Source organism: Massilia aurea (assembly GCF_040790145.1).
GTDB lineage: Bacteria > Pseudomonadota > Gammaproteobacteria > Burkholderiales > Burkholderiaceae_D > Telluria > Telluria aurea_C.
Map to the genome: position 1 here is coordinate 306,004 of NZ_JBFMMP010000003.1, position 26,122 is coordinate 332,125.

32 protein-coding genes and 1 tRNA gene are annotated in these 26,122 nt (G+C 61.7%); 26 read left to right on the top strand and 7 right to left on the bottom strand.

Annotated features, from left to right (window positions below; translation table 11 throughout):
* Positions 1 to 42: 42 nt before the first annotated feature.
* From AB2N08_RS07995 to AB2N08_RS08115, 25 genes are all read left to right on the top strand, one after another.
* Entirely contained in the window at positions 43 to 870 is an 828-nt protein-coding gene (locus tag AB2N08_RS07995) for an alpha/beta fold hydrolase (protein ID WP_367610100.1), read from the top strand.
* A 65-nt stretch (positions 871 to 935) separates the two neighbouring features.
* Positions 936 to 1,706 carry a sulfite exporter TauE/SafE family protein gene (locus AB2N08_RS08000; protein WP_367610101.1) on the top strand — a complete coding sequence of 257 codons (771 nt, stop codon included), beginning with the start codon at positions 936 to 938 and terminating at the stop codon, positions 1,704 to 1,706.
* 201 nt (positions 1,707 to 1,907) lie between these two features.
* Positions 1,908 to 3,839 carry a tRNA uridine-5-carboxymethylaminomethyl(34) synthesis enzyme MnmG gene (mnmG, locus tag AB2N08_RS08005; protein WP_367610102.1) on the top strand — a complete coding sequence of 644 codons (1,932 nt, stop codon included), beginning with the start codon at positions 1,908 to 1,910 and terminating at the stop codon, positions 3,837 to 3,839.
* Positions 3,836 to 4,486: a 16S rRNA (guanine(527)-N(7))-methyltransferase RsmG gene (rsmG, locus tag AB2N08_RS08010; protein ID WP_367610103.1), complete on the top strand. Its 651-nt coding sequence runs from the start codon at positions 3,836 to 3,838 to the stop codon at positions 4,484 to 4,486. Before mnmG ends, rsmG begins: the two co-directional genes overlap by 4 nt.
* Positions 4,487 to 4,624: 138 nt before the next feature.
* Entirely contained in the window at positions 4,625 to 5,395 is a 771-nt protein-coding gene (locus AB2N08_RS08015; RefSeq protein ID WP_367610104.1) for a ParA family protein, read from the top strand.
* A gap of 37 nt (positions 5,396 to 5,432) precedes the next feature.
* Positions 5,433 to 6,311, top strand: a complete 879-nt coding sequence (locus AB2N08_RS08020; RefSeq protein ID WP_367610105.1) for a ParB/RepB/Spo0J family partition protein — start codon at positions 5,433 to 5,435, stop codon at positions 6,309 to 6,311.
* 294 nt (positions 6,312 to 6,605) lie between these two features.
* Positions 6,606 to 6,941 (top strand): ATP synthase subunit I, encoded by a 336-nt coding sequence (locus tag AB2N08_RS08025; RefSeq protein ID WP_367610106.1) that lies wholly within the window; start codon positions 6,606 to 6,608, stop codon positions 6,939 to 6,941.
* Position 6,942: 1 nt separating this feature from the next.
* Positions 6,943 to 7,779, top strand: coding sequence for a F0F1 ATP synthase subunit A (gene atpB, locus AB2N08_RS08030; protein WP_367610107.1), 837 nt, complete (start codon positions 6,943 to 6,945; stop codon positions 7,777 to 7,779).
* Positions 7,780 to 7,866: 87 nt separating this feature from the next.
* Positions 7,867 to 8,112 (top strand): F0F1 ATP synthase subunit C, encoded by a 246-nt coding sequence (gene atpE, locus AB2N08_RS08035; protein WP_183554857.1) that lies wholly within the window; start codon positions 7,867 to 7,869, stop codon positions 8,110 to 8,112.
* A gap of 76 nt (positions 8,113 to 8,188) precedes the next feature.
* A complete protein-coding gene (locus tag AB2N08_RS08040; RefSeq protein ID WP_367610108.1) occupies positions 8,189 to 8,659 on the top strand; it encodes a F0F1 ATP synthase subunit B in 471 nt (156 codons plus the stop codon).
* Between the two features lie 2 nt (positions 8,660 to 8,661).
* The gene (locus AB2N08_RS08045) at positions 8,662 to 9,195 is read left to right on the top strand and encodes a F0F1 ATP synthase subunit delta (protein ID WP_367610109.1); all 534 of its coding nucleotides are present in this window, start codon (positions 8,662 to 8,664) and stop codon (positions 9,193 to 9,195) included.
* A 68-nt stretch (positions 9,196 to 9,263) separates the two neighbouring features.
* Positions 9,264 to 10,805 (top strand): F0F1 ATP synthase subunit alpha, encoded by a 1,542-nt coding sequence (atpA, locus tag AB2N08_RS08050; RefSeq protein ID WP_367610110.1) that lies wholly within the window; start codon positions 9,264 to 9,266, stop codon positions 10,803 to 10,805.
* 55 nt (positions 10,806 to 10,860) lie between these two features.
* Positions 10,861 to 11,736 (top strand): F0F1 ATP synthase subunit gamma, encoded by an 876-nt coding sequence (gene atpG / locus AB2N08_RS08055; RefSeq protein WP_367610111.1) that lies wholly within the window; start codon positions 10,861 to 10,863, stop codon positions 11,734 to 11,736.
* Positions 11,737 to 11,870: 134 nt separating this feature from the next.
* Positions 11,871 to 13,277: a F0F1 ATP synthase subunit beta gene (gene atpD, locus AB2N08_RS08060; protein WP_367610112.1), complete on the top strand. Its 1,407-nt coding sequence runs from the start codon at positions 11,871 to 11,873 to the stop codon at positions 13,275 to 13,277.
* A gap of 27 nt (positions 13,278 to 13,304) precedes the next feature.
* Positions 13,305 to 13,727, top strand: coding sequence for a F0F1 ATP synthase subunit epsilon (locus AB2N08_RS08065; RefSeq protein ID WP_367610113.1), 423 nt, complete (start codon positions 13,305 to 13,307; stop codon positions 13,725 to 13,727).
* A gap of 154 nt (positions 13,728 to 13,881) precedes the next feature.
* Entirely contained in the window at positions 13,882 to 14,172 is a 291-nt protein-coding gene (locus AB2N08_RS08070; protein WP_367610114.1) for a DUF6916 family protein, read from the top strand.
* Positions 14,173 to 14,217: 45 nt separating this feature from the next.
* Entirely contained in the window at positions 14,218 to 14,727 is a 510-nt protein-coding gene (locus AB2N08_RS08075; protein ID WP_367610115.1) for a phage tail protein, read from the top strand.
* Positions 14,728 to 14,742: 15 nt separating this feature from the next.
* The gene (locus AB2N08_RS08080) at positions 14,743 to 15,264 is read left to right on the top strand and encodes a phage tail protein (RefSeq protein ID WP_367610116.1); all 522 of its coding nucleotides are present in this window, start codon (positions 14,743 to 14,745) and stop codon (positions 15,262 to 15,264) included.
* 12 nt (positions 15,265 to 15,276) lie between these two features.
* Positions 15,277 to 15,792, top strand: a complete 516-nt coding sequence (locus AB2N08_RS08085; RefSeq protein WP_367610117.1) for a phage tail protein — start codon at positions 15,277 to 15,279, stop codon at positions 15,790 to 15,792.
* Between the two features lie 11 nt (positions 15,793 to 15,803).
* On the top strand, positions 15,804 to 16,295 hold the full coding sequence (locus AB2N08_RS08090; RefSeq protein WP_367610118.1) for a GNAT family N-acetyltransferase: 492 nt from the start codon (positions 15,804 to 15,806) through the stop codon (positions 16,293 to 16,295).
* Complete coding sequence (locus tag AB2N08_RS08095) at positions 16,292 to 16,708, top strand: DUF6916 family protein (protein ID WP_367610119.1); 417 nt, start codon at positions 16,292 to 16,294, stop codon at positions 16,706 to 16,708. The genes AB2N08_RS08090 and AB2N08_RS08095 overlap by 4 nt, the downstream gene beginning before the upstream one ends.
* A gap of 87 nt (positions 16,709 to 16,795) precedes the next feature.
* The gene (locus tag AB2N08_RS08100) at positions 16,796 to 17,920 is read left to right on the top strand and encodes a serine hydrolase domain-containing protein (RefSeq protein ID WP_367610120.1); all 1,125 of its coding nucleotides are present in this window, start codon (positions 16,796 to 16,798) and stop codon (positions 17,918 to 17,920) included.
* A gap of 43 nt (positions 17,921 to 17,963) precedes the next feature.
* A complete protein-coding gene (locus tag AB2N08_RS08105; protein ID WP_367610121.1) occupies positions 17,964 to 18,389 on the top strand; it encodes a CoA-binding protein in 426 nt (141 codons plus the stop codon).
* 67 nt (positions 18,390 to 18,456) lie between these two features.
* Positions 18,457 to 19,041: a glutathione peroxidase gene (locus AB2N08_RS08110; RefSeq protein ID WP_367610122.1), complete on the top strand. Its 585-nt coding sequence runs from the start codon at positions 18,457 to 18,459 to the stop codon at positions 19,039 to 19,041.
* Between the two features lie 112 nt (positions 19,042 to 19,153).
* On the top strand, positions 19,154 to 19,756 hold the full coding sequence (locus AB2N08_RS08115) for an OmpW/AlkL family protein (protein WP_370662404.1): 603 nt from the start codon (positions 19,154 to 19,156) through the stop codon (positions 19,754 to 19,756).
* Here AB2N08_RS08115 and pabB read toward each other — a convergent pair.
* The 5 genes from pabB to argB form a co-directional block, all read right to left on the bottom strand.
* Positions 19,744 to 21,579, bottom strand: a complete 1,836-nt coding sequence (gene pabB, locus AB2N08_RS08120) for an aminodeoxychorismate synthase component I (protein WP_367610124.1) — start codon at positions 21,577 to 21,579, stop codon at positions 19,744 to 19,746. The two genes, AB2N08_RS08115 and pabB, sit on opposite strands and share 13 nt — an antisense overlap.
* A gap of 9 nt (positions 21,580 to 21,588) precedes the next feature.
* Positions 21,589 to 22,167, bottom strand: a complete 579-nt coding sequence (gene slmA / locus AB2N08_RS08125) for a nucleoid occlusion factor SlmA (RefSeq protein WP_367610125.1) — start codon at positions 22,165 to 22,167, stop codon at positions 21,589 to 21,591.
* A gap of 7 nt (positions 22,168 to 22,174) precedes the next feature.
* Complete coding sequence (locus tag AB2N08_RS08130) at positions 22,175 to 22,933, bottom strand: pyrimidine 5'-nucleotidase (protein ID WP_367610126.1); 759 nt, start codon at positions 22,931 to 22,933, stop codon at positions 22,175 to 22,177.
* A gap of 27 nt (positions 22,934 to 22,960) precedes the next feature.
* Positions 22,961 to 23,035: transfer RNA gene (locus tag AB2N08_RS08135), tRNA-Thr, on the bottom strand.
* A gap of 40 nt (positions 23,036 to 23,075) precedes the next feature.
* Positions 23,076 to 24,005 carry an acetylglutamate kinase gene (argB, locus tag AB2N08_RS08140; RefSeq protein WP_183554827.1) on the bottom strand — a complete coding sequence of 310 codons (930 nt, stop codon included), beginning with the start codon at positions 24,003 to 24,005 and terminating at the stop codon, positions 23,076 to 23,078.
* Positions 24,006 to 24,175: 170 nt separating this feature from the next.
* On the opposite strand from argB, the gene AB2N08_RS08145 reads away from it, so the two are divergent.
* Positions 24,176 to 24,367, top strand: coding sequence for a cysteine-rich CWC family protein (locus AB2N08_RS08145; protein WP_367610127.1), 192 nt, complete (start codon positions 24,176 to 24,178; stop codon positions 24,365 to 24,367).
* Positions 24,368 to 24,371: 4 nt separating this feature from the next.
* Here the strand turns inward: AB2N08_RS08145 and AB2N08_RS08150 are convergent, their stop codons facing one another.
* Both AB2N08_RS08150 and AB2N08_RS08155 read right to left on the bottom strand, forming a co-directional pair.
* Entirely contained in the window at positions 24,372 to 25,472 is a 1,101-nt protein-coding gene (locus tag AB2N08_RS08150) for an extracellular catalytic domain type 1 short-chain-length polyhydroxyalkanoate depolymerase (protein ID WP_367610128.1), read from the bottom strand.
* 144 nt (positions 25,473 to 25,616) lie between these two features.
* Positions 25,617 to 26,096, bottom strand: a complete 480-nt coding sequence (locus tag AB2N08_RS08155; protein WP_367610129.1) for a hypothetical protein — start codon at positions 26,094 to 26,096, stop codon at positions 25,617 to 25,619.
* Positions 26,097 to 26,122 lie beyond the last annotated feature (26 nt).

Sequence of the window (26,122 nt, forward strand, 5' to 3'; positions counted from 1 at the left end):
TGGTAAGCTGTGTTTCATCGAGTCAGCGGCAAGGGGAATCGCATGGCATTTACGTCGTTGTACGCCAAGGTCAATGGCCTGAACATGCACTACGTGACAGCCGGCGAAGGGCCGCCTGTGATCCTGCTTCACGGTTTCCCCGACACCCACCAGATCTGGCGGCGGCAGATTCCCGTTCTCGCTGCAGCTGGCTTGCGTGTGATTGCACCCGATCTGCGTGGCTATGGCCAGACAGATATGCCACAGGATGTTGGTGCGTATGCGGTGTCGTTCTTGGCCGACGATGTCTTGCGGCTAATGGACGCGCTCGGTATTCAAAAGGCTGTCGTCGTCGGTCACGACTGGGGCGCGTTGATCGGCTGGCACCTGGCCATGCATGCACCTGAACGCATCACGCGATACGCCGCCTTGTCGGTCGGTCACCCGAAAGCAATTGCCAGATCCGGGATCGGCCAGAAGCTGCGCTTCTGGTACATGCTTGTTTTCAAGACGCCCGTCGTGGCGGAGGCTTTGTTGAAAGCAGGCGACTGGGCCGCGCTGCGAAAAATGATCCGCAGCCGTGAGCAGCAAGATATCTGGATCGCCGCGCTTGCCCCGCAAGGTCGGCTGACTGCTGCCCTGAACTATTACCGCGCCAACTTCAAGTCGGCTTCCGGCCAACGCTGGCTGCCGGTCAATGTGCCGGTGATGGGCGTCTGGAGCGAACATGATCCGGCGCTCGGCGAGCAGCAGATGCTCGATTCGCGCGAGCTATGTCGTGCAGGTTTTCGTTACGAACGCATCGATGGTGTTGGCCACTGGATGCAGCTCTCCGGTGCGGATCGTCTCAATGCATTGCTGCTCGACTTCGTGAAGTCCCCGATTGCCTGACGGCGTGTGAGTATGTACGGCTTGCCGTAAAATCACGGCTTCGGTTATTCTTCGCGATCTCTCCCATGATTGATGTTGTTTGGCTCGGTACCGCTGCATTCGCCGCCGGCCTGGTCGATGCCGTTGTTGGCGGCGGCGGCCTGATCCAGATTCCTGCCATGTTCTCGTTGTTGCCGAAGGAAGCACCGGCAACCATCCTCGGTACCAATAAATTCGCATCGATCTTCGGCACCAGTACGGCCGCCGTGGATTACGCGCGTCGGGTGAGGGTGGCGTGGAGTACCGCCGCACCGGCGGCAGTCGCCGCTTTTGCATTGTCGTTCGTCGGCGCCTGGACCGTGACGCGCGTGCCTGCGGATTTCGTGCGTGCCTTGCTGCCAATTATCCTGATTGCGGTCGCGGTCTACACCTTCATGAAGAAAGACCTGGGCTCGGTCCATGCACCGAAGCACAGTGGCATGGCGGAGCGGTATTGGGCAATCGGCATTGGCGCGGCCATCGGTTTCTACGATGGCTTTTTCGGTCCGGGCACCGGTAGCTTCCTGATCTTCTTGTTCGTCCGCTTTTTTGGTTTCGATTTTCTGAGCGCGTCAGCTGCGGCCAAGATCGTCAATGTCGCCTGCAATTTTTCCGCGTTGATGTGGTTTGGTTACAGCGGCCATATTCTCTGGCAGCTCGGTTTGATGATGGCCGGTTGTCAGATTGTGGGCTCGTTGTTCGGGACACGACTTGCGATCAAATACGGCAGCGGCTTCGTGCGCAAGGTCTTCCTGTTCGTCGTCACCGCATTGATTGTGAAGACAGCCTACGATTCGTTCACAAAACTGGGTTGGTAAGTCTGACTGTTCCACGTGAAACATAAAGAAGCCGGATTCGTCCGGCTTCTTTTTCTACGTTCCACGTGAAACAATCCAGGCCGCACACCCGATCAAGGTTCCACGTGAAACAAAAATCTGTCGTTTTCTAACCGTAGGGGAATCCGACACGAAAAAAGAATCTATAATCGCGCATTCGTCTCCTCGCCACACACCCCCATCATGCTATTTCCTACTGAATTCGACGTCATCGTCGTCGGCGGCGGCCATGCCGGTACCGAAGCTGCACTCGCGTCTGCCCGCACTGGTCAAAAGACCTTGTTGCTGACCCACAATATTGAAACGCTGGGCGCCATGTCCTGCAATCCGTCGATTGGCGGCATCGGCAAAGGCCACCTGGTCAAGGAAGTCGATGCCCTTGGCGGCGCAATGGCTATCGCCACCGATGAGGCAGGGATCCAGTTCCGGATCCTGAACTCGTCCAAGGGTCCGGCCGTGCGTGCTACCCGCGCGCAAGCTGACCGCGTCCTGTACAAGGCGGCAATCCGCGCGCGCCTGGAAAACCAGCCGAACCTGTGGTTGTTCCAGCAAGCGGTGGAAGACCTGATCGTCGAGGGCGACCGCGTCGTTGGCGCCGTCACCCAGGTGGGCCTGAGTTTTCGCGCGCGCGCGGTGGTGCTCACGGCCGGGACCTTCCTGGACGGGAAGATCCACGTTGGCTTGCAAAACTATGCGGGTGGCCGCGCTGGCGATCCGCCGGCGTCATCGCTATCGGCCCGCCTGAAAGAACTCAAGCTGCCACAAGGCCGCCTGAAAACCGGCACGCCGCCGCGCATCGACGGTCGCAGCATCGACTTTTCCCTGCTGACCGAGCAGCCTGGCGACCTCGATCCGGTGCCCGTATTTTCGTACATGGGCAATGTGGCGATGCACCCGAAGCAGGTGCCATGCTGGGTCACGCACACCAATGAACGCACGCATGACATCATCCGCGCCGGACTGGATCGCAGCCCGATGTACACGGGCGTGATCGAAGGCGTCGGCCCGCGCTACTGCCCGTCGATCGAAGACAAGATCCACCGCTTCGCAACGAAGGAATCGCACCAGATCTTCCTCGAGCCGGAAGGCCTGACGACCAACGAGTTCTATCCGAACGGGATCTCGACCAGCCTGCCGTTCGACGTGCAACTGGCCCTGGTGCGCTCGATGCGCGGCATGGAAAACGCCTTCATCCTGCGCCCGGGCTATGCCATCGAATACGATTATTTCGACCCGCGCGGCTTGAAGGCATCGCTTGAAACCAAGTCGATCAAGGGCCTGTTCTTTGCCGGCCAGATCAACGGCACCACCGGCTACGAAGAAGCGGCGGCCCAGGGTTTGCTGGCCGGCCTGAACGCCGCACTGCAAACGCAGGGCAAGGATGCCTGGACCCCGGGGCGCTCGGAAGCCTACCTTGGTGTGCTGGTCGATGACCTGACCACCCAAGGCGTGGCCGAGCCATATCGCATGTTCACCAGCCGCGCCGAATATCGCCTGTCGCTGCGTGAAGACAATGCCGACATGCGCCTGACCGAAATCGGCCGCAGCCTGGGCCTGGTCGATGACGCACGCTGGCAAGCGTTCGAGACCAAGCGTGAATCCGTCGCCCGTGAACTCGAGCGCCTGCGCTCGGTGTGGGTAAACCCGCGCATCCTCGCTGCCGCCGAATCGGAACGCGTGGTGGGCCAGGCGCTCGAGCGCGAATACAACCTCGCCGACCTGCTGCGCAGACCGGGCGTGAACTACGACACCCTGATGACCATGAATGGACTGGAAGGCCAGAGCCTGGCCGGGCCGGGCGTCGACGATCCGGCAGTGAAAGAGCAGGTCGAAATCCAGCTCAAGTATTCGGGCTATATCGACCGCCAGGCGCGCGAGGTCGAGCGTCACGATCACTACGAAAACCTCAAGCTGCCCGAGAACCTGAGCTATCTCGATATCGAGGCGCTGTCGTTCGAAGTGCGTCAGAAACTCGACAAGCAGCGGCCCGAAACGCTAGGCCAGGCTTCGCGCATTTCGGGTGTCACGCCGGCGGCGATCTCGCTGCTGCTGGTGACGCTGAAAAAACGCGGCGCCAAAGGTTTTACCACGACCCCTGCGGAGGCAGCGCAATGAAGTACTCGTTCGATCACGATGCCCTGGCCGCAGTGCTGGACCAGGGTATCAAGGACATGACCCTGGACGTCACGCCCGAGCAGCAGGCCAAGCTGATGGGCTACCTGCAACTGATGCACAAGTGGAATGCTGTCTACAACCTGACGTCGCTGCGCGACCCGCAGCAGATGGTCACGCACCACTTGCTCGATTCGCTGGCGGCCGTGCCGGCGTTCGCGGGCGCGCGCAATGTGCTGGACGTCGGGGCAGGGGGCGGCTTGCCGGGCATCGTGCTTGCCATCACGCGACCGGACATGAAGGTGTCGATGATCGACACCGTCCATAAAAAAACCGCGTTCCTTACACAAGTCAAAGCCGAACTGGGCCTGACCAACGTCAGCGTGCACACGATGAAGGTGCAAGACCTGGCGGTGAGCGACGAATTCGACGTGATCACGTCACGTGCTTTTGCCGACCTGTCGGATTTCGTCAACTGGTCGGGTCATCTGCTGGCCGAGGGCGGCAAATTCATCGCCTTGAAAGGGGTGGCGCCAAGCGACGAGCGAGAACGGCTGCCGCAAGACTGGAAAGTAGTCGATTTGCAGCCATTGTGGGTACCACGGTTGCAGGCCGAACGGCACCTGGTTTTTATCGAGCGTTCTAAATAATATTACATACGATATAAACGGAATAAATAATATTAACCGTATAAACAATTTATACCGTTAATACCATTAAAATCATTAAAACGATTTTTACGATATGAACGGTATGACACCTTGTTGTCGCATCCAGGAAAGGAAAAGATGGCGAAGATTTTTTGCGTTGCGAACCAGAAGGGTGGGGTAGGCAAGACCACCACCACCGTCAACCTGTCGGCAGGCCTGTCCAAACTGAACCAGCGCGTGCTGCTGGTCGACCTTGACCCGCAGGGTAACGCCACGATGGGCGCGGGCATCAACAAGGCCGAACTCGAGGCGTCGATCTACCAGGTGCTGCTGGGGGAGGCCGATGTGGCCACGGCGCGCGTGCGCTCCGAAGCAGGGCGCTTTGACGTGCTGCCCGCGAACCGCGAGCTGGCGGGCGCCGAAGTCGAGATGGTCGCACTCGAAAACCGCGAGCGGCGCCTGAAGGAAGCCCTGGCGGCGGTGGCCGGCGACTACGACTTCATCCTGATCGACTGCCCGCCGGCGCTGTCGCTGCTGACACTGAACGGCCTGTGCGCCGCCGACGGCGTGATCATCCCGATGCAGTGCGAGTACTACGCGCTCGAAGGCTTGTCCGACCTGGTCAACACGATCAAGAAGGTGCACGCCAACCTGAACACCGACCTGAAGATCATCGGTTTGCTGCGCGTGATGTTCGATCCGCGCATGACGCTGTCGCAGCAGGTCTCGGGCCAGCTCGAGCAGCATTTCGGCGACAAGGTGTTCAAGACCATCATCCCGCGCAACGTGCGGCTGGCCGAGGCGCCGTCGTATGGCATCCCGGGCGTGACGTTCGATCCGTCGTCGAAAGGCGCGCAGGCGTACATCGCGTTCGGCGCCGAGATGGTCCAGCGCATCAAGACCATGTGACCCATTACCCAAGCTGACATCGAAGTAGACAAAGAATATGGCAACCAAAAAACTCAAGGGACTGGGCCGCGGCCTGGAAGCCCTGCTCGGCGGCGACCTCGAGGCCGCCCCCGCCATGCCGAACACGCCATCCGTGCTCGCCGTGACCCAGATCCAGGCCGGCAAGTACCAGCCGCGCACGCGCATGGACGAAGTGAGCCTGTCCGAACTGGCCGCGTCGATCAAGACGCAGGGCATCATGCAACCGGTGCTGGTGCGTCCGTTGCCGCCAGGCAGCACGACGCCATACGAGATCATTGCCGGCGAGCGCCGCTTCCGCGCGGCGCAGATGGCGGGCCTGGACGAGATCCCGGTGCTGGTGCGCGATGTCGACGACCAGGCCGCCGCCGCGATGGCGCTGATCGAGAACATCCAGCGCGAAGACCTGAACCCGCTCGAAGAAGCGCAGGGCATCCAGCGTCTGATTTCGGATTTCAACTTCACGCACGAACAGGCGGCCGGCGCCGTGGGCCGTTCGCGCAGTGCAGTGTCGAACCTGCTGCGCCTGATCAACCTGGCGCAGCCGGTGCAAACGATGCTGATGGCGGGCGACATCGACATGGGTCACGCGCGCGCCTTGCTGGCCGTGGACAGTGCGCACCAGATCACGCTGGCCAATCAGGTCATCGCCAAGCGCCTGTCGGTGCGCGAAACCGAAAAACTGGTCTCGCGCACGCTCGACGAGCACAACGCGCCGGCGCAAGCTGCCCGCGCGAAAGACAAGTCAGGCGACATCGTGCGCCTTGAAGAAGAGCTGTCGGACAAGCTGGCCACGCCGGTCGTGTTCAAGATGGGGCCGAAGGGCAGGGGGCAGATGATCATCGACTTTGCCGACCTGGATATCCTCGAAGGCGTGCTGGCGCGGCTGCGGGGGTAAAAACAGGCGGGGCTTTGTCCTTTGGACGCGTCGGCAGCTCTGCCGCTGACGCGTCCAACCTCAGCTTCTACTTGAGCGAAACTGTCACTTCCCTCCCATACACCATCTGGCGTTAAGTTGTTGAAAATAATGCGCTATCGTCCAGCAACGTGTCACATTTTCGTCATCTTTACAGGGCAGTTATAAGTAGGGAATCGTTTGACTCACGTCCGTATAACCACTTATAATTCCGGCGATTCATGTAATTACCACCACGTAGCACGTCCACTGCGCCAGCGCGAAGACCTAAAAAATATGCTGCGCATCGTATCCCTGCAGTTGATTGCAACAGTACTCGTCGGCATCATCGCCGGATTACTGGGGGGATGGCCTGCGGCGTTTTCTGCGGTACTGGGCGGTTTGAGTTGCGTCGTGCCCAACGGAATCATGGCAGTACGCCTGTTTGCCGCTTCAGCAAGCGGCACGGCGAACCCTGCGACATTTTTCATATGGGAATTTATAAAGATTGCATTGACGCTGGCGCTCCTGGGCGCGACGGCGTGGCTGTACCGCGATCTGAACTGGCTGGCATTGGTCGCCGGAATCATCGTGGCGCTGAAAAGTTACATATTCTTATTATTTAGGCAATGACATGGCGACTCCAACCGTAGACGGCGCAGCCCACGCGCCCACCGCATCAGAATATATCCGGCACCACCTGGGCCACCTGTCGACTGGCCATCAGAATGGTCCGGTCGACTTTTCGGTCATCAACCTGGACACCGTGTTCTGGTCGGTCGCCATGGGCCTGCTCGGTTCGTTCATCCTGTGGAGCGCCGCGCGCAAGGCGACTGCCGGCGTGCCGGGCCGTTTCCAGGCTGCCGTCGAGATGCTGTTCGAAATGGTCGACGACCAAGCCAAGTCGATCGTGCACGGTGACCGCAGCTTCATCGCGCCAGCGGCACTGACCGTGTTCGTCTGGGTCGCCCTGATGAACTGCCTCGACTTTTTGCCAGTCGATATGTTCTCGTCGGCGTTTGCCGCCCTGGGCGTCGAGCACCTGTTCCCGTATCACCGCGTGGTCCCGACCGCTGACATCAACGGCACCATCGGCATTTCGCTGGGCGTGCTGGTCCTGATGATCTACTACGGCATCAAGATCAAGGGCTTCGGCGGCTGGATCCACGAACTGCTGGCAGCACCGTTCGGCATCTGGATGGCGCCGTTCAACCTGCTCCTGAATATCATCGAATACGCAGCAAAAATGGTGTCGCTCGGTATGCGACTGTTCGGCAACATGTTTGCCGGTGAGCTGCTGTTCCTCTTGATCGCACTGCTGGGTGCATCGGCTACCGCATTCGGTGTCGTTGGCCACATCATTGCTGGTTCCATCTGGGCGATCTTCCACATCCTGATCGTATTCCTGCAGGCATTCATCTTCATGATGCTGACGCTGGTCTACCTCGGTCAGGCACACGAAGGCCACTGATCGGCGCCGCAAGCATCGAAACAGATAGTGGTTGTAAAGAAGTTGTAGTTTTTAATCTAGTTTTCAATTTAACTTTTGGAGTTACACATGACTGACCTTTCTTTTGTTGCACTGGCTTGCGGTTTGATCATCGGCCTGGGCGCTATCGGCGCTTGTATCGGTATCGCGATCATGGGCGGTAAATACCTGGAAGCTAGCGCACGTCAGCCAGAACTGATGAACACCCTGCAGACCAAGATGTTCCTGCTGGCTGGTCTGATCGACGCGGCATTCCTGATCGGCGTCGGTATCGCCATGCTGTTCGCGTTCGCTAACCCGTTCGTTCCAGTCTAAGACGCGCTTCTCGCTGTCTTGAAGGGCCGAACCAGTTCTGGTTCGGCATCCGTGTTTCTGTAAGAAGGAAAATACCGTGAACATCAACTCAACGTTGTTTGTCCAGTTCGTGGTCTTCTTTATCCTGGCGATGTTCACGATGAAATTCGTGTGGCCGCCACTGATGAAGGCGCTCGATGAGCGCGCCGCGAAGATTGCAAGTGGCCTGGCTGCTGCTGACCGTGGCAAGGCCGATCTGGCTGCTGCTGAAAAGCGTGTCCAGACCGAACTGGCTGGCGCCCGTGACGAAGTCCAGAAGCGCATCAACGACGCTGAAAAGCGCGCTGCTGCGATCATCGAAGAAGCCAAGCGTACTGCTGCCGAAGAAGGCGCACGTATCGTTGCTGCCGCCAAGGCTGACGCCGAGCAGCAAGTAAACAGCGCGCGCGAAGCGCTGCGTGGCCAGGTCGCCGCCCTTGCGGTTTCCGGCGCCGAGCAGATCCTCAAGCGTGAAGTGAACGCAGCGGCCCACGCCGACCTGCTGTCGCAACTGTCGACCGAGCTCTGATCATGGCAGAACTCGCAACCGTCGCCCGCCCCTACGCCGAAGCGCTGTTCCGTGTCGCCCAAACCGGCGACATGAACGCCTACTCGGCCATCGCGTCGGAACTGGGCCAGATCGGCGCCATTTCCGACGTGCAGACCTTCGCCAGCAACCCGAACGTCACGCACGCACAACTGGCGGACACGATTGCGTCCCTGGTCAAGTCGCCGCTGAATGCTGAAGCGAAGAACTTTATCGCGATGCTGGCCGAGAATGGCCGCATCAACCTGCTGCCCGAGATCAGCACCCAGTTTGCGCTCCTGAAAAACGCGAACGAAGGCGCTGCCGATGCGACGATCCATAGCGCGTTCGAGATCTCGGCCGACCAGCTGGCGCAGCTGGTCGCCACGCTGGAAAAGAAATTTGGCCGCAAGCTCAACCCAACGGTAACAGTGGATCCTTCGCTGATCGGTGGTGTGCGCGTGGTCGTCGGTGATGAAGTGCTCGATACCTCGGTTCGCGCCAAGCTGCAACGGATGCACGTTGCACTGGCCAACTAACCTCATCGCACCGCCGGCGACTCGCCCTTGCCCTACGCATCAAGAAACTATAATTGGAGTTAGCAAGCATGCAACTTAACCCATCTGAAATCAGCGAACTGATCAAGAGCCGGATCCAGGGCCTCGAAAGTTCGGCTGATGTTCGCAATCAAGGCACGGTGATCTCGGTCGCCGACGGTATCTGCCGCATCCATGGTCTGTCGGACGTGATGCAGGGCGAGATGCTGGAATTCCCAGGCAACACCTTCGGCCTGGCCATGAACCTCGAGCGCGACTCGGTCGGCTCGGTCATCCTGGGTGCTTACGAGCACATCTCGGAAGGCGACATCGTCAAGACCACCGGCCGCATCCTCGAAGTGCCGATCGGTCCTGAACTGCGCGGCCGTGTCGTCAATGCGCTGGGCCAGCCGATCGACGGCAAGGGTCCTGTCAATGCACAGCTGACCGCCCCGATCGAAAAGATCGCCCCAGGCGTTATCGCCCGTGAATCGGTGTCGCAGCCTATGCAGACCGGCATCAAGTCGATCGACGCCATGGTGCCAATCGGCCGTGGCCAGCGCGAGCTGATCATCGGTGACCGCCAGACCGGTAAATCGGCTGTCGCAGTCGACGCGATCATCAACCAAAAAGGTCAGGGCGTGACCTGCGTGTACGTCGCGATCGGCCAGAAAGCATCGACCATCAAGAACATCGTGCGCTCGCTGGAAACGCACGGCGCGATGGAGTACACCATCGTCGTGGCCGCATCGGCGTCGGAATCGGCCGCCATGCAATACATCTCGGCCTACTCGGGCTGCGCGATGGGCGAATACTTCCGCGACCGCGGCGAAGACGCGCTGATCGTGTATGACGATCTGTCGAAGCAGGCTGTTGCCTACCGCCAGATTTCGCTGCTGCTGCGCCGTCCACCAGGTCGCGAAGCGTACCCAGGCGACGTGTTCTACCTGCACAGCCGCCTGCTCGAGCGCGCAGCACGCGTGAACGCCGACTACGTGTCGAAGTTCACCAACGGCGCCGTGACCGGCAAGACCGGTTCGCTGACCGCACTGCCGATCATCGAAACGCAAGCGGGCGACGTCTCGGCATTCGTGCCGACCAACGTGATCTCGATTACTGACGGCCAGATCTTCCTGGAAACGTCGCTGTTCAACGCCGGTATCCGTCCTGCGATCAACGCCGGTATCTCGGTGTCGCGCGTCGGTGGCGCTGCCCAGACCAAGGTCATCAAAGGCCTGTCGGGCGGTATCCGTACCGACCTGGCCCAGTACCGTGAACTGGCTGCGTTCGCGCAGTTCGCATCGGACCTGGACGAATCGACCCGCAAGCAGCTGGACCGCGGCGCGCGCGTGACCGAACTGCTCAAGCAGCCACAGTTCTCGCCACTGTCGACCTCGCTGATGGCCGCATCGCTGTTCGCCGTCAACAAGGGTTACCTGGACGATATCGAAGTCAAGAAAGTGCTGCCATTCGAGCACGGCCTGCACGCCTTCCTGAAGTCGGGCCATGCAGCGCTGCTGGCCAAGATCGACGAAACCAAGCAACTGGACAAAGAAGCCGAAGCAGCATTGGCCGCAGCCGTTGCTGATTTCAAGAAATCCGGCGCATATTAATCTGTGGGCCGGCGTCGTGAATCACGACGCCGGCGCCTGGAAGGAGTAAGGACTCATGGCAGCAGGCAAAGAGATTCGTGGCAAGATCAAAAGCGTAGAGAATACGAAGAAGATCACCAAGGCGATGGAAATGGTCGCCGCATCGAAAATGCGCAAAGCGCAGGAACGTATGCGCGCCGCCCGTCCCTACAGTGACAAGGTTCGTAACATCACCGCCAATCTGGCCACTGCAAACCCGGAGTACACGCACGCATTCATGGCGCAGGCCAGGGACGTGCAGGCCAAGGCTGTTGGTTTCATCGTCGTCACGACCGATAAAGGTCTGTGCGGCGGCATGAACACCAACATCCTGCGCCAGGTAACGCTCAAGGCGCGCGAACAGGAGCAAGCGGGCAACCGCGTTGAGGCAGTTGCCATTGGCAACAAGGGCCTGAGCTTCTTGAACCGCGTCGGCATGAAGCTGGTCTCGCAAGCGACCCAGCTGGGCGATGCACCGCAACTGGACAAGCTGATCGGACCGGTCAAAGTGATGCTGGACGCGTACCAGGAAGGCAAGCTCGATGCTGTCTACCTGTGCTACACCAAGTTCATCAACACGATGAAACAGGAAACCGTGGTCGAGCAACTGCTTCCGCTGTCGGCGAAATCGCTGCAAGCCGATGCAGGCGCCACCAGCTGGGACTACATTTACGAGCCGGAAGCACAGGTCGTCATCGACGAACTGCTGGTGCGTTACGTGGAAGCGCTGGTGTACCAGGCTGTGGCAGAAAACCTGGCGTCCGAGCAATCGGCACGCATGGTCGCAATGAAGGCCGCGAGCGATAACGCCGGCAGTGTCATCAGCGACCTGAAGCTGGTCTACAACAAGACCCGCCAGGCAGCGATTACCAAAGAACTCTCCGAGATCGTATCGGGCGCGTCAGCAGTCTAAATTGCGGGACAGAGCGGGCCGCGTAGGCTTTAGGGCGCACAGCGCCCGGTACTCTGTCCCCAACTGACTCTAACTGACTAGCTCTCCACGATTTACGCTTAAAAGAATTTAACTAAATATCTGAAGGAACGAACATGGCTGATGGCAAAATCGTTCAGTGTATCGGCGCAGTGGTTGACGTGGAATTTCCACGTAACGCCATGCCGAAAGTGTACGACGCACTGAAAATGGAAGGCTCGGATCTGACCCTGGAAGTCCAGCAACAGCTGGGCGACGGCGTGGTCCGTACCATTGCTCTGGGCAGCTCGGACGGCATGCGTCGCGGCATGATCATCCAGAACACCGGCGCGCCAATCATGGTCCCGGTCGGCACTCCGACCCTGGGCCGTATCATGGACGTGCTGGGCAACCCGATCGACGAATGCGGTCCGGTCAGCCACGAGCGCATGGCGTCGATCCACCGTGACGCGCCGGCCTACGACGAACTGTCGCCATCGACCGACCTGCTGGAAACCGGTATCAAGGTCATCGACCTGGTGTGCCCGTTCGCCAAAGGCGGTAAAGTCGGCCTGTTCGGCGGCGCCGGTGTCGGCAAGACCGTCAACATGATGGAACTGATCAACAACATCGCCAAGGCACACGCGGGTTTGTCCGTGTTCGCCGGCGTGGGTGAGCGTACCCGTGAAGGTAACGACTTCTACCACGAGATGGCCGATGCCAAGGTCGTCGACCTGGAAAACCCTGCCAACTCGAAAGTGGCAATGGTCTACGGTCAGATGAACGAACCACCAGGCAACCGTCTGCGCGTCGCGCTGACCGGCCTGACCATGGCGGAAGCGTTCCGTGACGAAGGCAAGGACGTTCTGTTCTTCGTCGACAACATTTACCGCTACACCCTGGCCGGTACCGAAGTCTCGGCACTGCTGGGCCGTATGCCATCGGCCGTGGGCTACCAGCCAACGCTGGCCGAAGAGATGGGCCGTCTGCAAGAGCGCATCACCTCGACCAAGACCGGTTCGATCACGTCGATCCAGGCCGTCTACGTCCCTGCGGATGACTTGACCGACCCGTCGCCGGCAACCACCTTTGCTCACCTGGATTCGACCGTCGTTCTGTCGCGTGACATCGCATCGCTGGGTATCTACCCTGCGGTCGACCCACTCGATTCGACCTCGCGCCAGCTGGACCCGCTCGTCGTCGGCGAAGAACACTACGCCACCGCGCGCGCTGTGCAGAACACCCTGCAGCGCTACAAGGAACTGCGTGACATCATCGCGATTCTGGGCATGGACGAACTGGCGCCGGAAGACAAACTGGTCGTGGCACGCGCACGTAAAATGCAGCGTTTCCTGTCGCAGCCATTCCACGTCGCTGAAGTCTTCACCGGCGCGCCAGGCAAGTACGTTTCGCTGAAAGACACGATCAAGGGCTTCAAGATGATCGATTCGGGCGAACTGGATCACCTGCCTGAGCAAGCGTTCTACATGGTCGGCACGATCGAAGAAGCTATCGAGAAAGCCAAGAAACTGGCTGCTGGTTAAGTCGCTTTCTTCCACTGAAAGACACACATGGCAAACACATTTCAAGTCGACGTCGTCTCGGCCGAAGAGCAGATCTTCTCCGGCCAGGCCGAATTCGTCGCGTTGCCGGGTGAAGCGGGTGAGCTGGGTATCTACCCGAAGCACACCCCGTTGATCACGCGCATCCGCCCGGGCGCCGTGCGCATCCAGGTTGCCGGCGGTGGTGAAGAGTTCGTCTTCGTCGCCGGTGGTATCCTGGAAGTGCAGCCGAACGGCGTGACCGTGCTGGCCGACACCGCAATCCGCGGCGCCGACCTGGACGAAGCGAAGGCGCAGTCCGCGAAGAAGCAGGCTGAAGAGCTGATGCTGAACAAGGACTCGAACATCGACTACGCGAAAGCCCAGGCTGAAATGGCCGCGGCGATCGCGCAGTTGGCGGCGATCCAGCGTCTGCGGTCGAAAGGCCGTTGAGCTTCTAGAAGCTCGGCAGTAAAAAAGGCAGCCTGCGGGCTGCCTTTTTTTCGACTGTTGTTTCGGCACACCGCAAAACCAGAAAAACCAGTAATTGGGTATTTGGATTGGGCAACTCTCGCTACAATGTTTCATAACGTACGAGACATACCAAATGACTTCTTCAGCTTCGTTTTCACTGGCAGCATTTTCTGCCCAGGTCGGCACCAGCTTCACCCTGGCCGACAGCCCCTCGCTGGCGCTCGAACTGACCGCAGCCACGCCGCTCGACGCGCAACACCCGCACGACAGCCAGTTTTCGCTGATCCTGCACGGCCCATTGCAACCGGCGCTCGAGCAGGCCATATACACCTTCACGCACGCGCAGATGGCAGCGCTGACAATGTTCATCGTCCCGATCGGCCGTGACGCGACGGGCATGTCGTACCAGGCCGTCTTCAACTGAGCCGCCTGCCGTTCAACCGTTTTCACTTTCACCGCTGGAGTCATGATGGGCAGTCCCTACATCGGCGAGATTCGCATGGTCTCGTTCACCTTCCCGCCCAAGGGCTGGGCATTCTGCAACGGTCAGCTGTTGCCTATCAACCAGAACCAGGCCTTGTTCGCCTTGCTCGGCACGACCTACGGCGGCAATGGTCAAACCACGTTCGCGTTGCCCGACCTGCGGGGCCGGGCGCCGGTCCACGCCGGCGCGTCGAGTCCGCGCGGCCTGGCCGGCGGCAGCGAAACCCATGTACTGACACAGAATGAATTGCCGCCGCATGCGCATGCCATGGTGACCGGCGCGGCGGTGGCAAGCAGCACCTCGCCGGCGAACGCCCTGCCGGGCAAGAAGGCGCCGCCGGGACGCTACCTGTATGCGGCGCCGGGCAACCTGACCACGCTGAATAGTGCCAGTGTCACGCAGGCCGGCGGTTCCCAGCCGCACCAGAACATGCAGCCCTTCATGGCGCTCAATTTCTTGATTGCCCTGAGCGGCATCTTCCCTTCACAAACCTGAATGACGGAACCCATCATGTCCGATCCCTATATTGGTGAGATTCGTATGTTCGGGGGCAACTTCGCCCCGGAAGGCTGGTTAAAATGCGAGGGCCAGTTGTTGCCCATCGCTGAATATGACACCTTGTTCAATCTGATCGGCACGACGTACGGCGGCGACGGCCAGGAGACGTTTGCCGTTCCCGACCTGCGCGGCCGCGTGCCAATCCATTTCGGCAGCGGCCCCGGCCTCAGTAGCCGCGAGCTGGCCGCACAGGGCGGGGTGGAGACCGTGACGCTGACCACGACGCAGATGCCAGCGCACAGCCACGCCATCGCCGCCTCGCACGATCGCGCTACTACCAACGCGACCGGCGCCGGTAGCGTGCCCGGCAACACCAGCGGCATGAACGTCTACGGCCTGATGGGCGTACCCGGGCCAATGGCCACCGGTGCCATCGCCCAGGCCGGCGGCGCGGACGCGCACGAGAATATGGCGCCCTACCTGTGCGTCAATTTCATTATCTCGCTGTATGGCATTTTCCCGAGCCAATATTGAGGAGCCGATCCGATGAGTGACCCATTTCTTGCGGAAATCCGCATCATGACAACCGAATTCGCTCCCAAAGGCTGGGCCAAGTGCGATGGCCAAGTGCTGCCGATTTCCCAGAACACGGCGCTGTTTTCGCTGCTGGGTACCCAATATGGCGGCGATGGTCGAACCACCTTTGCACTACCCGACCTGCGCGAGCGCATGCCGATGCACCCGGGCCAGGGCCCGGGTCTGTCGCAGCGCGACCTGGCCGAAGCAGGCGGCGTGGCCAACGTGGCCCTGAGCCAGTCCGAGATGCCACGCCACGATCACCGGCTCATGCATTCGGGCACGGCCGCCAGCAGCGCGGCGCCGGGTCTGTCGTCCGGCTTTGGCAGCACTGCCTCGGCCCCGATGTATGCCGCCGGCGGTGCAACGAGCGCGACATCGGCACTGGCCCCGAGCGGTAAAGGCGCTGCGCACAATAACCGGCAGCCGTTCCTGACGCTCAATTTCTGTATTGCCCTGCAGGGCGTGTTCCCGCCGCGCTCGTGATGGACCGGTCCGTGCACCTGCGCCCCATGCATGCCGGCGACGAAGCCTTCCTGCGCCAGGTGTATGCCTCGACCCGCGCCAGCGAAATCGCCATGACCGGCTGGGATGCTCAGGCCGCCGAGGCATTCCTGCGCATGCAGTTCGACGCCCAGCACCGCCATTACCAGCAGCACTACGGCGCGGCGCGCTTCGACATCGTCGAGCAGGGCGGCGTGCCGGTCGGGCGCCTGTACGTGGCGCGCTCGCCAGCCGACGTTCGGGTGATCGATATCGCGCTGCTCGATGCGTTTCGCGGGCAGGGCATCGGCACCGCGCTGCTGCGCGCATTGCTCGATGAGGCCGCTGCGGCCGGCAGCAGCGTCTCGGTCCACGTCGAAGAAACCAACCCGGCACTGTCCCTGTACCACCGTCTCGGCTTTCGCCAGGTCGACACCCAAGGCCTGTACCGGCTGATGGCGTGGCGCGCACCGGCGGCGGCTTCAACTCTCCTGGAACCAATATGAAACGACGTCATTTGTTGCAACTGGCCGGCGGCTCGCTGGCCCTCGCCGGTGCCGGTATGGCCACGGCCACTGTTACCGACCAGCCAGTGCCGGTCGAACTGCCGCCCGATACCCTGCGCTGGAGCCGCGCGCGCGCCGAGGCGCTGGTTGGCCAGGGTTTCTGGCTCAACCATCCCGACACCGGCGCCGTGACGATCACCCTCAAGCGGGTGGACGTGATGAAGTTGAAGACGCCGGATCCGCGCCTGGATCAGTTCTCGCTCGTGTTCCATGGCCCGTTGAACCTGACGCTCACCGAAGGCAGCTTCGACCTCGACCATGCTGCGCTGGGCCGCTTTGCGCTACACCTGAGCCCGGCCGGTCGCGACGGCGGCCATGCCGTATGCCGGTCGGACTTCAGCCTGGTGATGTAAGCCTTACTTTCAAGCATTTGATTGTCGAAATAGACACGACCGGTTACATTGGCATGATTGCAACGTCTTGAGAAAGGCTGGTCGACCATGCTGAAATTGTCCACCGTCGGTATCGCCATCATTACCGCCGTTTCCATGCTGTCGCTGGCGGCGCCCGCCCAGGCGCAGCCGCTAACCGCCAGACTCGATGCGCTGTTCAAGCCGCACTTCAAGCCGACCGAACCCGGCGTCACGGTCATCGTGGTCAAGAACGGCAAGACGCTGTTGCGCAAGGCGTACGGCGCCGCCGATATCGCTGCCAAGACACCCCTCACGCCCGGCACCGTGCTGCGCCTGGGTTCGATCACCAAGCAGTTCACGGCGGTGGCGATCCTGATGCTGGCCGACGAAGGCAAGCTGGCCCTGAACGATCCGATCACGCGTTTCTTCCCCGATTATCCGACCGGCGGCAAGGTCATCACGATCGAGCATCTGCTGACCCACACGTCCGGCGTCGTCAGCTACACCGGCAAGCCGGACTATGAGGCAAGGATGACCCAGAACCTCACAGTGGCCCAGATGATCGACGGCTTCAAGAACGAACCGCTCGAGTTCGAGCCAGGCACCAAGTTTCACTACAGCAATAGCGGCTACTTCCTGCTCGGGGCGATCATCGAGAATGTGTCGGGCTTGACCTACCCGCGCTTCATGGAGCAGCGCATTTTCACGCCGCTGGGCATGAAGGACACGGCCTATGAAGGCTTCGAGCGCTCTGGCGCGCCGCGTGCCAAAGGCTATACCGCGCACGGTGAGTCGTTCGCGCCGGCCGCACCACTGAGCATGAGCCAGCCGTACGCGGCCGGGTCGCTGGTGTCGACGGTTGGCGACCTTGCCAAGTGGGATGCGGCGATCGGCGCGGGCAAGCTGATCAGGCCCGCGAGCTGGAAGTTGGCATTTACTCCGTACAAACTGAACCCCGAAAAATCGACCGGCTATGGCTATGGCTGGGGCTTGAGAACCTTCCAGGGCGCGCCGGCCATCGACCATGACGGCGGCATCAATGGTTTCAGTAGTTACGCCCTGCGCCTGCCACGGCAAAAGATCTTCGTGGCGGTGCTGGCCAACCGGGACAGCGGTGGGATCGAGGTCGAAGAGCTGGCCAAGCGTGCGGCAGGGCTGGCCATGGGCAAGCCGTACTCGACGCCAAAAGCATCCACGGCGATGGTCCACTGAGGATGGTAAGCTGAGCACCACGATCAACGAACCCATTGCCACCATGCGCACCATTGCCCAGATCCTCGAAGACAGCAAAATCATTGCCATCGTCGGCATGTCGAACAAGCCCGAGCGGGTCAGCCACGAAGTGGGCGCCTACTTGCAGCAGCACGGCTACCGTATCCTGCCAGTCAACCCGAGCTACGTCGGCGAAACCATCCTCGGCGAGCCGGTATTCGCCACGCTGCAGGATGCGGCAGCCTCGCTCGCGCCTGACGGTCAGCGCATCGACATCGTCGACTGTTTCCGCAAGTCGGAAGATATCGGACCGATCGCGCGCGATGCGATTGCCGTGCGCGCCGGTTGCCTGTGGATGCAGCTCGAGATCGAAAACCAGGCCGCGGCCGATCTGGCGCGCGCCGCCGGGCTCGATGTGGTGATGAACCACTGCCTGAAAATCGAGCACCGCAGCCTGCATGCCGCCTGAAATGTCGCGCGGGCCGATGCGGCCCGCGCTACAATCGTCGCCACCTTCACCTCGTCAATACCACGCCATGATCAAGTCCTTTGCCCTGCTGCTCGCCGCTACCGCCGCCATCAGCGTCATCCCGCCCGCGAGCGCGCAGGCCGCTCCTGTGGCTGCCCTGACCAAAAGCCCGGCCGCCTGCCCGGCAGTGCTCAAGCACAGCTTCAAGCGCCTGCAGGATGAAGCGCCGCAAGACCTCTGCCAGTACAGCGGCAAGGTGGTCCTGGTGGTAAACACGGCCAGCTACTGCGGCTTTACCAAGCAGTACGAAGGCCTGGAAAAGATCTACGCCAAATACGGCAGCCGCGGGCTGGTGATCCTGGGCTTCCCGTCGAACGACTTCGGGCAGCAGGAGCCGGGCAACGCGAAAGAGATCGCGGACCTCTGCTACAACACCTACGGCGTGAAGTTCCCGATGTTCGCGAAAACGTCGGTGAAAGGCCCGGACGCCAACCCGCTGCACGCCCAGCTGATCAAGGCCACCGGCAAGGAACCGAAGTGGAACTTCACCAAGTACCTGATCGGGCGCGACGGCAAGGTGCTCGAGTACTTCCCGAGCAAGGTCACGCCGGAAGACCCGCAACTGGTCGGCCAGATCGAGAAAGCGCTGTAACCACACGGATAACATGGTCATTTTGATGTGGATCAACGTTTTTTTTGTTCCACATCAATAAGCTTACTTTCGTCGCAGTGACATAACGAAAGGCAAGAAAAAAATGACAACGATGTTGAAATCCTTAGTGGTGGCCCTGATTGCCGTGGCATCCTCGCAGGCACTGGCCCAGGAATCGCCGTGGCTGTTGCGCGCACGCGTCGTCCACATCGAGCCGGACAATCAATCGAGCCCGGTCGGCGGTGTGGGCGCGGCGGACACGATCAAGGTCAGCAACAAGACCATCCCCGAGCTGGACATCACTTATTTCTTCACGCCGCACTTCGCGGCGGAACTGATCCTGACCTATCCGCAAAAGCACAGGGTGACCCTGGACGGCGCCGACATCGGCAGCTTCAAGCACCTGCCGCCGACCTTGAATGCGCAGTACCATTTCGCACCTGGCGCGACCATCAATCCGTATGTTGGCGTGGGCCTGAACTACACGCGCATCTCGAGTGTGAAGTTGTTGAATGGCGCGGGTGACCTCGAGAACGACAGCGTCGGCCTGTCGCTGCAGGCCGGCGTCGACTTTCGCCTGGACGAGCACTGGTCGATCAATGCCGACATCAAGCGCGTGAACATCCGCAGCGACGTGATCGTCGGCGGCGCGAATGTCAGCCACGTGAAGGTGGACCCGGTGCTGTTTGGCCTGGGCGTCGGTTACCGCTTCTGAAGCAGCACGGCGCGCAGCGGCCCGCGCAGGGCGTTGCAGACGACGATGTCGTCGGCCGCTTCGAGCATCGCGCGCGTGATCACGCCTTCGCGCGCATGCCATGCGGGAGCGGCGAGCAGCACGCCCCGCATCACGCCCGGCAGCACGCCGCAGGCCAGCGGCGGCGTGACCCAGGCGTCGCCCACGCGCACGAACACATTGCTGCGCCCACCTTCCGTCAATTCGCCGCGCTCGTTGAAGAACAGCGCATCGAACGCCCCGCGCGCCTCGGCCGCTTGCCAGGCCGCGTCGTAGCGGCTGCGCCGGCTCGTCTTGTGGCGCAAGAATACGTCGCCGCTGTCCATCGGTTCGTCGCGCAACACCACCATCACCGGTTCTTGCAGCGGCGCGAGCACGCCTGACGTGATCGTCACTGCCCCAGTTGCATCCACGGCCAGGCGCATGCGGTACAGCTGTTCTGACGGCAGCGCCACGCACGCTTCATTCAACGCCGCATGCGCGGCGCCGTACTCGAACGGAAAACCGAACCAGGCGCACGAGGCGCGCAAGCGATCGAGATGCTGTTCCAGGTGCCGGCAGCCATGGTCGCGCGATGCGCGCAGCGTCTCGAAGAGCGTGAAGTCGTTTGGCAGGCCGGTCAGGAAGCCAGCTTTCAACTGGCACTCCGCGAATTCGTCATGCGCTTCGCTATCATGGACGATGCCTGCGCCCACACCCAGTTCGCCACGCCGCACGCCGCGCATCGATCCGCTTGCCGGGGCATCCAGCGCCAGTGTACGGATCGGCACTGACAGGCAAAAGTCGCCGAATGCGCGGCCCGCCGGCGCCGGATCGAACCAGCCAATGGCGCCGGTGTAGATGCCGCGCGCAGCCGGCTCGAGCTCGTGGATGATTTCCATCGCGCGGCGTTTCGGTGCGCCCGTGATCGAGCCGCACGGGTAGAGCGCGTCAAAGATATCGGCCAGCGTCGTATCGGCCTTCAACGTCGCCTGCACGGTGGACGTCATCTGCAGCACGGCGCCGTAGCGCTGCACGTCGAACAGCACCGGCGTCTGGACGCTGCCCGTGACAGCCACGCGGCCCAGGTCATTGCGCAGCAGGTCGACGATCATCAGGTTTTCGGCGCGGTTCTTGGTGTCGAGCGCCAGCTCGCGCGCAAGCGCGGCATCGCGTTCAGGGTCGCCGCTGGCGCGCGCCGTGCCCTTCATCGGCCGCGCCAGCAGCACGCCGTCGTCGTGACGCACGAACAGCTCGGGCGAGAACGACAGCAGCGCGCCGCCACCGGGCAGCGACACCAGCGCGCCATACGGCACCGGCTGGCGCGCGCGCAGGCGCGCGTACAGGGCGAAGAGCGAGCCGAAGGCGTCGAAGTGCAGGCGATACGTGTAGTTGACCTGGTAGGTGTCGCCCGCTTCGATCAGCGCGCGGATGCGGTCGATGGCGTCGACGAACTGCGCCTCGTCGACGTTGGCTTGAATATCAGCCACGCCGGCGATATCGTCGCCCGCGCTGCGCGTGGCAAGCCATGACGCGACCTGCTCGCCCGTCAGGTGGTCGCAGTGCGAGAACAGCAGCACCTGCGCCAGCGGACCATTCACGGGCCGCGCCGGCAGCTTCTGCAGGAGCGCGCCCAGTTCATACGCCAGCAGCGGCACCGCATACAAGCCTTGCCGCAGCGCGTCCTGCAAGGCTGCCAGGAGCGACAACCACCCGTCAGCGTCGGTGCACGTCAGCGTGCCGGCATGCCCGCTGTACAGGCGCGAACGCGCCGCGTGCGTGGCGCGCGCATCGTCGAGCAGTGCGAAGACTTCACCGGTATCCATCCCCCGATTTTACGCTGCCAAGAGCAATGACAAGTGCAGCGCCGTGCCTTCCACGGGATGGGCCTTGAAGCCGGTCTTGGCGAAGCGGTGCCAGCGGCCGGTGACGTAGTTGACCAGGAGGCTCGCGCGCGCGGCGACGTCGGCTTCCTGGCCGTGGCCCTGCGTGACGGCCACGCGCAGCGCGCCCTTGAACGCCAGCTCGACCTTGTCGTAGAACGCGTTCATGCGGTGCTGCAGGCGCTCGTCTTCGTTCACCAGTGCGTCGCCGATCAACACGCGCGTCATGCCCGGATTATTGGCCGCGAAACCGAGCAGCATGCCCACAATCGCCTGCGCCTGATCCAGGCCGCCTTCTTCTTTTTCGGTGATCTGGTTGATCACGCCGAACACCGACGTCTCGATGAACTCGATCAGTCCTTCGTACATTTGCGCCTTGCTGGCGAAGTGGCGGTACAGCGCCGCTTCTGACACCGTCAGGCGCGCCGCCAGGGCGGCAGTGGTGATTTTCTCGCCCTTGGGCTGCTCGAGCATTGCGGCCAGGGCCTGGAGGATTTGCAGCTTGCGCTGGCCGGGCTTCGTGCTTGCCATGGGATCCCTAGGAGTGATTGATCGATTGACGCAGCCTCGATAGCCGCGCAGGAAGTTGCCGCACGGATTTTACTTTGACATTGACGTAGCCGGGGCATTTCAATGTCCTTGGCAGGGGGGCCGTGCCGATCGGATCGCTCATGCGCAGGTATTGCGTGACCCAGACGGTGCGCACGCCCAGCTGGCGCGCGGTGCGCAGATTGGCCAGCGTGTCTTCGACCAGGATGCAGCGCTGCGCGGCCACGCCGTGCTTGCGCAGCAGGCGGCGCAGCATCAGCTTCGATGGTTTGGGGCGCAACTGGCGGTGCACGTGCATGTGCTCGATCGCCACGTGGTGCGAAAAGTGATTGTGCAGCTTCAGGCGGCGCACGATCTCGGTCGAATATGAATTGGGCGCATTGGTCAGCAAGATCTTGCGGCCGGGCAGGCGGCGCAGCAGGCGGCCCAGGCCGCGTTCAAAGCGCAGCAGGGCGGCCAGCGGGCCGATGTCGTGCGTCTCGCGCAGGAAGTCGGTGGGGCACACCTGGTGATGACGCATCATGCCGAGCAAAGTGGCGCCATAGCGCTTCCAGTACCCGACGCGCGCGGCGTCGATCATCGCTTGCGTGGCGGCCTCGCCGTTCTGGCTGAGCACGCGCGCGATATAGGTATTCATGTTGGCGCTGATCGCCGGAAAAATCGCGTGCGAAGCGTCGTGCAGGGTGTTGTCGAGGTCGAATAACCAGACAGGTGCGCGAGGAAGGGGAGTGGCCACGGTGCGAGGCATTGGTACAGCAGGGGGAGGGTGAAGCGATGGTGCCCTTTACGTGGATTGAACACGTGGCCTCTCCCTTACCAAGGGAGTGCTCTACCACTGAGCTAAAAGGGCATTCTTTTTTTCTGTAGCGACTGTTGCCGCTACAAAAAATTTAGTGAGACCGGATCATAGTGCCAAACGCCTGTTCGGTCAAGACTTCGAGCAGCAATGAGTGTTCGATACGGCCATCGATGATGTGGACGGTGTTCACGCCCGATTTGGCGGCGTCGAGCGCTGATGAAATCTTTGGCAGCATGCCGCCCGAAATCGTGCCGTCGGCGAACATCTCGTCGATCTCGCGCGCTGACAGGTCGGTCACCAGATTGCCCGATTTATCTTGCACGCCGGCGATGTTGGTCATCATGATCAGCTTTTCGGCCTTCAGGATTTCCGCGATCTTGCCGGCCACGACGTCGGCGTTGATGTTGTAGGCCTGGCCGTCCTGGCCGAAGCCGATCGGCGAGATGATCGGGATGAACGCATCGTCTTGCAGGGCCTTGACGACGGCCGGGTTGATGGCGTCGATCTCGCCGACGAAGCCGATGTCGAGGAACTCGCCTGGTTTTTCCTTGTCAGGCATGGCCATGCGGCGTGCGCGGATCAGGCCGCCATCTTTGCCGGTCAGGCCCACGGCCTGGCCACCGTAGTGGTTGATCAGCATGACGATGTCTTGCTGGACTTCGCCGCCCAGCACCCACTCGACCACTTCCATGGTTTCTTCGTCGGTGATGCGCATGCCCTGCACGAACGTGCCTTGCTTGCCGATTTTTTTCAGGGCATTGTCGATCTGCGGCCCGCCGCCGTGCACCACGACCGGGTTCATGCCCACCAGCTTGAGCAGGATGACGTCGCGCGCGAAGCCGTGTTTGAGGCGCTCGTCGGTCATGGCGTTGCCACCGTATTTGATGACGATGGTCTTGCCGTGGAAATTACGGATGTACGGAAGCGCTTCGGCCAGGATCTGCGCCTTGATCGCCGGGGAGACGCCCGCGAGGTCGTTTGGTTGGTCGTCGGTAGTCAGGCTGGTCACTTGAGCGTTCATGGAGAGTCCGAAATAATTGTCGCGAGATTTTACAGCCAAATGCCGTAAAAACAGCGTAAACCTTGTGGGGATTGGGCGGCGTTCTGTTGTATTTTATAGCAGCACTCACCACTCTACTCCTGCCATGCCATTCCCGCCGTTCGCCAACCATCGTACCTGCCATTGAAACCATGAGCATCTGCACGCGCTGCGGCGCCCGATTCACATGCGCCATGGCCGATGGCGACAGCGCACCGTGCTGGTGTACGGCGCTGCCGCCGGCGGTCGAGGTGCCGCAGGAAGCCGTCGGCTGCTGGTGTCCGGCCTGCCTGCGCGCATACATTGCCGCGCACGGCCAGCCGGCACCGGCGCCGCCGCCCTGAACAATCAGCGCCGGGTACGGAAAAAGCGCATCATTTCGCGGCTGGCGTCGGGCCCCTTGCCATCGGTATAGCTGCCGCGCGCATTGCCGCCCGACCAGGCATGGCCGGCGCCATGCACCAGCCAGTGTTCGGCCTGCACCGTGCCATCGGTGGCCGGATACAGCGTGCGCGTGTAATCGTAGCCGTCCGGCACGCTGCCCGGTTCGGTCGTGCCCGGCTGCGGCAGGTGGCGCGCCCCTTGCGCGACCACTTCTTCGCCATTGGCCGGGTGCACCGTGGTATCGCGGTCGCCATGGAACACGATGATCGGCAGCGGCCTGTTTTCAAGCTGGCTGCGGCGAAAATCGCCTTTCATCGCCGCCAGGGCCGACGACAGGTCGTTGGCCGAAGCAAACGGCAGGCCGGAGTGCACGCCCACGGCCGCATACAGGTCGGGATACAGCGTACCCATGATGGTGGCCATCGCGCCGCCGGCGGACAGGCCGGCCACGTACACCTGGCTCGCATCGACGGCGTAGGTGGCCATGACCGCCTGCGTCATGCCGGCGATGAGCGACGGCTCGCCCTCGTCGCGGCGCTGGTCGACGGCGTTGAACCAGTTCCAGCAGCGCGACGGATTGGCGCTCGCGCTTTGGGCCGGATACAGGACCAGGCAGCCGACCTCTTCGGCCAGCAAGTTCATGCCGGTGCCGGTGGCAAAATCGTCCGGATCCTGGGCGCAGCCGTGCAGCATCACCACCAGCGGCGCGGGGCCGCCCGTGTAGCTGCCTGGTACATACAATTTATAGTCGCGCGTGCCGGCGCCGTTCGTGTGGCTGCCCGTGATGAAGGTGCCGGTCAGCGACGCGGCGGCGGTTGTGGCGGTGGCGGTGACTGCCTCAGTGCCTGCCCCGGTGCCTGCCCCGGTGACGACGGCTGCGGGCGCCGGTGCCGGCATCGCCATGGTTTTCGTAAAGTCACGCATCTGTTGTCGGGCAACCCGGTGCAACGCGTTGGCGTTGCTCATGGCTTGCCGTACTGCTGCGCCAGGGGTAACCGGACCCGAGCGCCAGAGCGTTCGTGTAGCGCTGCGCATCTGCGCGAGCATGAGTCGGTTGAGTTTCATGGCTTTCCTTTTTTGTGCACCGCACCAATTTCAGCCCATGAGCTTACACGAACCTTGCACGCGTTGCCGAACGGCCCTTATCTGTCTCGCAGCGTTAGATACGGAACATTGATGTTTGTGATCATATTGATCTGTAACAAACGCTTAACCGCAAGTTTCAACATACTCCACCGCCGGTTTCACGCCCGCGCGCATGCGCTGCAGCTTGCCCTTGCTGGCTTCGAAGATCAGCGCCTTGTCGTTGCCCTTGGCCAGCGTCAGGTACTGCCCGTTCTTGTCGTACTTGTGCGGCCCGGCTTGCAGCGCCGGGCGGTGGCGCAGCGCGTCCTTGACCGACATGCGTGCCGTGATCCCGGCGCTGTTGCGCACGATCGTTTTAGCGTCCGCGCGGGTGATCACGCCGTTCTCGACCATGAAGCGTACCTGCGGATACCGTTTGAAGGCCACCATCGAGCAGGCCGGGTCGGCCGGACGCGGCGTGGCGCGCTGACCCAGCTGGCGTTCGACGGCATCGAGCCGCTGGCCAAACTGGATCTTGCCGTAGCCGTCGGGCGAGAGCATCTGGCTCGATGCCGTGGTGGACAGGCCGAACAAGCCGGCCAGGAGAATAAATCGCAGATTCATGGGCACCTCGTCCATAGTTGCATTGG

Bases quoted from the DNA above. Each gene is read 5' to 3' on its own strand.
- AB2N08_RS08045 (WP_367610109.1), top strand. From the start codon at position 8,662: ATGGCAGAACTCGCAACCGTCGCCCGCCCCTACGCCGAAGCGCTGTTC.
- AB2N08_RS08065 (WP_367610113.1), top strand. From the start codon at position 13,305: ATGGCAAACACATTTCAAGTCGACGTCGTCTCGGCCGAAGAGCAGATC.
- AB2N08_RS08155 (WP_367610129.1), bottom strand. From the start codon at position 26,096: ATGAATCTGCGATTTATTCTCCTGGCCGGCTTGTTCGGCCTGTCCACC.
- AB2N08_RS08150 (WP_367610128.1), bottom strand. From the start codon at position 25,472: ATGAAACTCAACCGACTCATGCTCGCGCAGATGCGCAGCGCTACACGA.
- AB2N08_RS08115 (WP_370662404.1), top strand. From the start codon at position 19,154: ATGTTGAAATCCTTAGTGGTGGCCCTGATTGCCGTGGCATCCTCGCAG.
- AB2N08_RS08000 (WP_367610101.1), top strand. From the start codon at position 936: ATGATTGATGTTGTTTGGCTCGGTACCGCTGCATTCGCCGCCGGCCTG.
- atpB (WP_367610107.1), top strand. From the start codon at position 6,943: ATGGCGACTCCAACCGTAGACGGCGCAGCCCACGCGCCCACCGCATCA.
- atpA (WP_367610110.1), top strand. From the start codon at position 9,264: ATGCAACTTAACCCATCTGAAATCAGCGAACTGATCAAGAGCCGGATC.
- AB2N08_RS08105 (WP_367610121.1), top strand. From the start codon at position 17,964: ATGCGCACCATTGCCCAGATCCTCGAAGACAGCAAAATCATTGCCATC.
- atpG (WP_367610111.1), top strand. From the start codon at position 10,861: ATGGCAGCAGGCAAAGAGATTCGTGGCAAGATCAAAAGCGTAGAGAAT.
- argB (WP_183554827.1), bottom strand. From the start codon at position 24,005: ATGAACGCTCAAGTGACCAGCCTGACTACCGACGACCAACCAAACGAC.
- AB2N08_RS08095 (WP_367610119.1), top strand. From the start codon at position 16,292: ATGAAACGACGTCATTTGTTGCAACTGGCCGGCGGCTCGCTGGCCCTC.
- mnmG (WP_367610102.1), top strand. From the start codon at position 1,908: ATGCTATTTCCTACTGAATTCGACGTCATCGTCGTCGGCGGCGGCCAT.
- pabB (WP_367610124.1), bottom strand. From the start codon at position 21,579: ATGGATACCGGTGAAGTCTTCGCACTGCTCGACGATGCGCGCGCCACG.
- atpE (WP_183554857.1), top strand. From the start codon at position 7,867: ATGACTGACCTTTCTTTTGTTGCACTGGCTTGCGGTTTGATCATCGGC.
- AB2N08_RS08075 (WP_367610115.1), top strand. From the start codon at position 14,218: ATGGGCAGTCCCTACATCGGCGAGATTCGCATGGTCTCGTTCACCTTC.
- AB2N08_RS08085 (WP_367610117.1), top strand. From the start codon at position 15,277: ATGAGTGACCCATTTCTTGCGGAAATCCGCATCATGACAACCGAATTC.
- AB2N08_RS08025 (WP_367610106.1), top strand. From the start codon at position 6,606: ATGCTGCGCATCGTATCCCTGCAGTTGATTGCAACAGTACTCGTCGGC.
- AB2N08_RS08130 (WP_367610126.1), bottom strand. From the start codon at position 22,933: ATGCCTCGCACCGTGGCCACTCCCCTTCCTCGCGCACCTGTCTGGTTA.
- atpD (WP_367610112.1), top strand. From the start codon at position 11,871: ATGGCTGATGGCAAAATCGTTCAGTGTATCGGCGCAGTGGTTGACGTG.
- AB2N08_RS08015 (WP_367610104.1), top strand. From the start codon at position 4,625: ATGGCGAAGATTTTTTGCGTTGCGAACCAGAAGGGTGGGGTAGGCAAG.
- AB2N08_RS08100 (WP_367610120.1), top strand. From the start codon at position 16,796: ATGCTGAAATTGTCCACCGTCGGTATCGCCATCATTACCGCCGTTTCC.
- AB2N08_RS08070 (WP_367610114.1), top strand. From the start codon at position 13,882: ATGACTTCTTCAGCTTCGTTTTCACTGGCAGCATTTTCTGCCCAGGTC.
- AB2N08_RS08020 (WP_367610105.1), top strand. From the start codon at position 5,433: ATGGCAACCAAAAAACTCAAGGGACTGGGCCGCGGCCTGGAAGCCCTG.
- slmA (WP_367610125.1), bottom strand. From the start codon at position 22,167: ATGGCAAGCACGAAGCCCGGCCAGCGCAAGCTGCAAATCCTCCAGGCC.
- AB2N08_RS08145 (WP_367610127.1), top strand. From the start codon at position 24,176: ATGAGCATCTGCACGCGCTGCGGCGCCCGATTCACATGCGCCATGGCC.
- AB2N08_RS07995 (WP_367610100.1), top strand. From the start codon at position 43: ATGGCATTTACGTCGTTGTACGCCAAGGTCAATGGCCTGAACATGCAC.
- AB2N08_RS08110 (WP_367610122.1), top strand. From the start codon at position 18,457: ATGATCAAGTCCTTTGCCCTGCTGCTCGCCGCTACCGCCGCCATCAGC.
- AB2N08_RS08080 (WP_367610116.1), top strand. From the start codon at position 14,743: ATGTCCGATCCCTATATTGGTGAGATTCGTATGTTCGGGGGCAACTTC.
- rsmG (WP_367610103.1), top strand. From the start codon at position 3,836: ATGAAGTACTCGTTCGATCACGATGCCCTGGCCGCAGTGCTGGACCAG.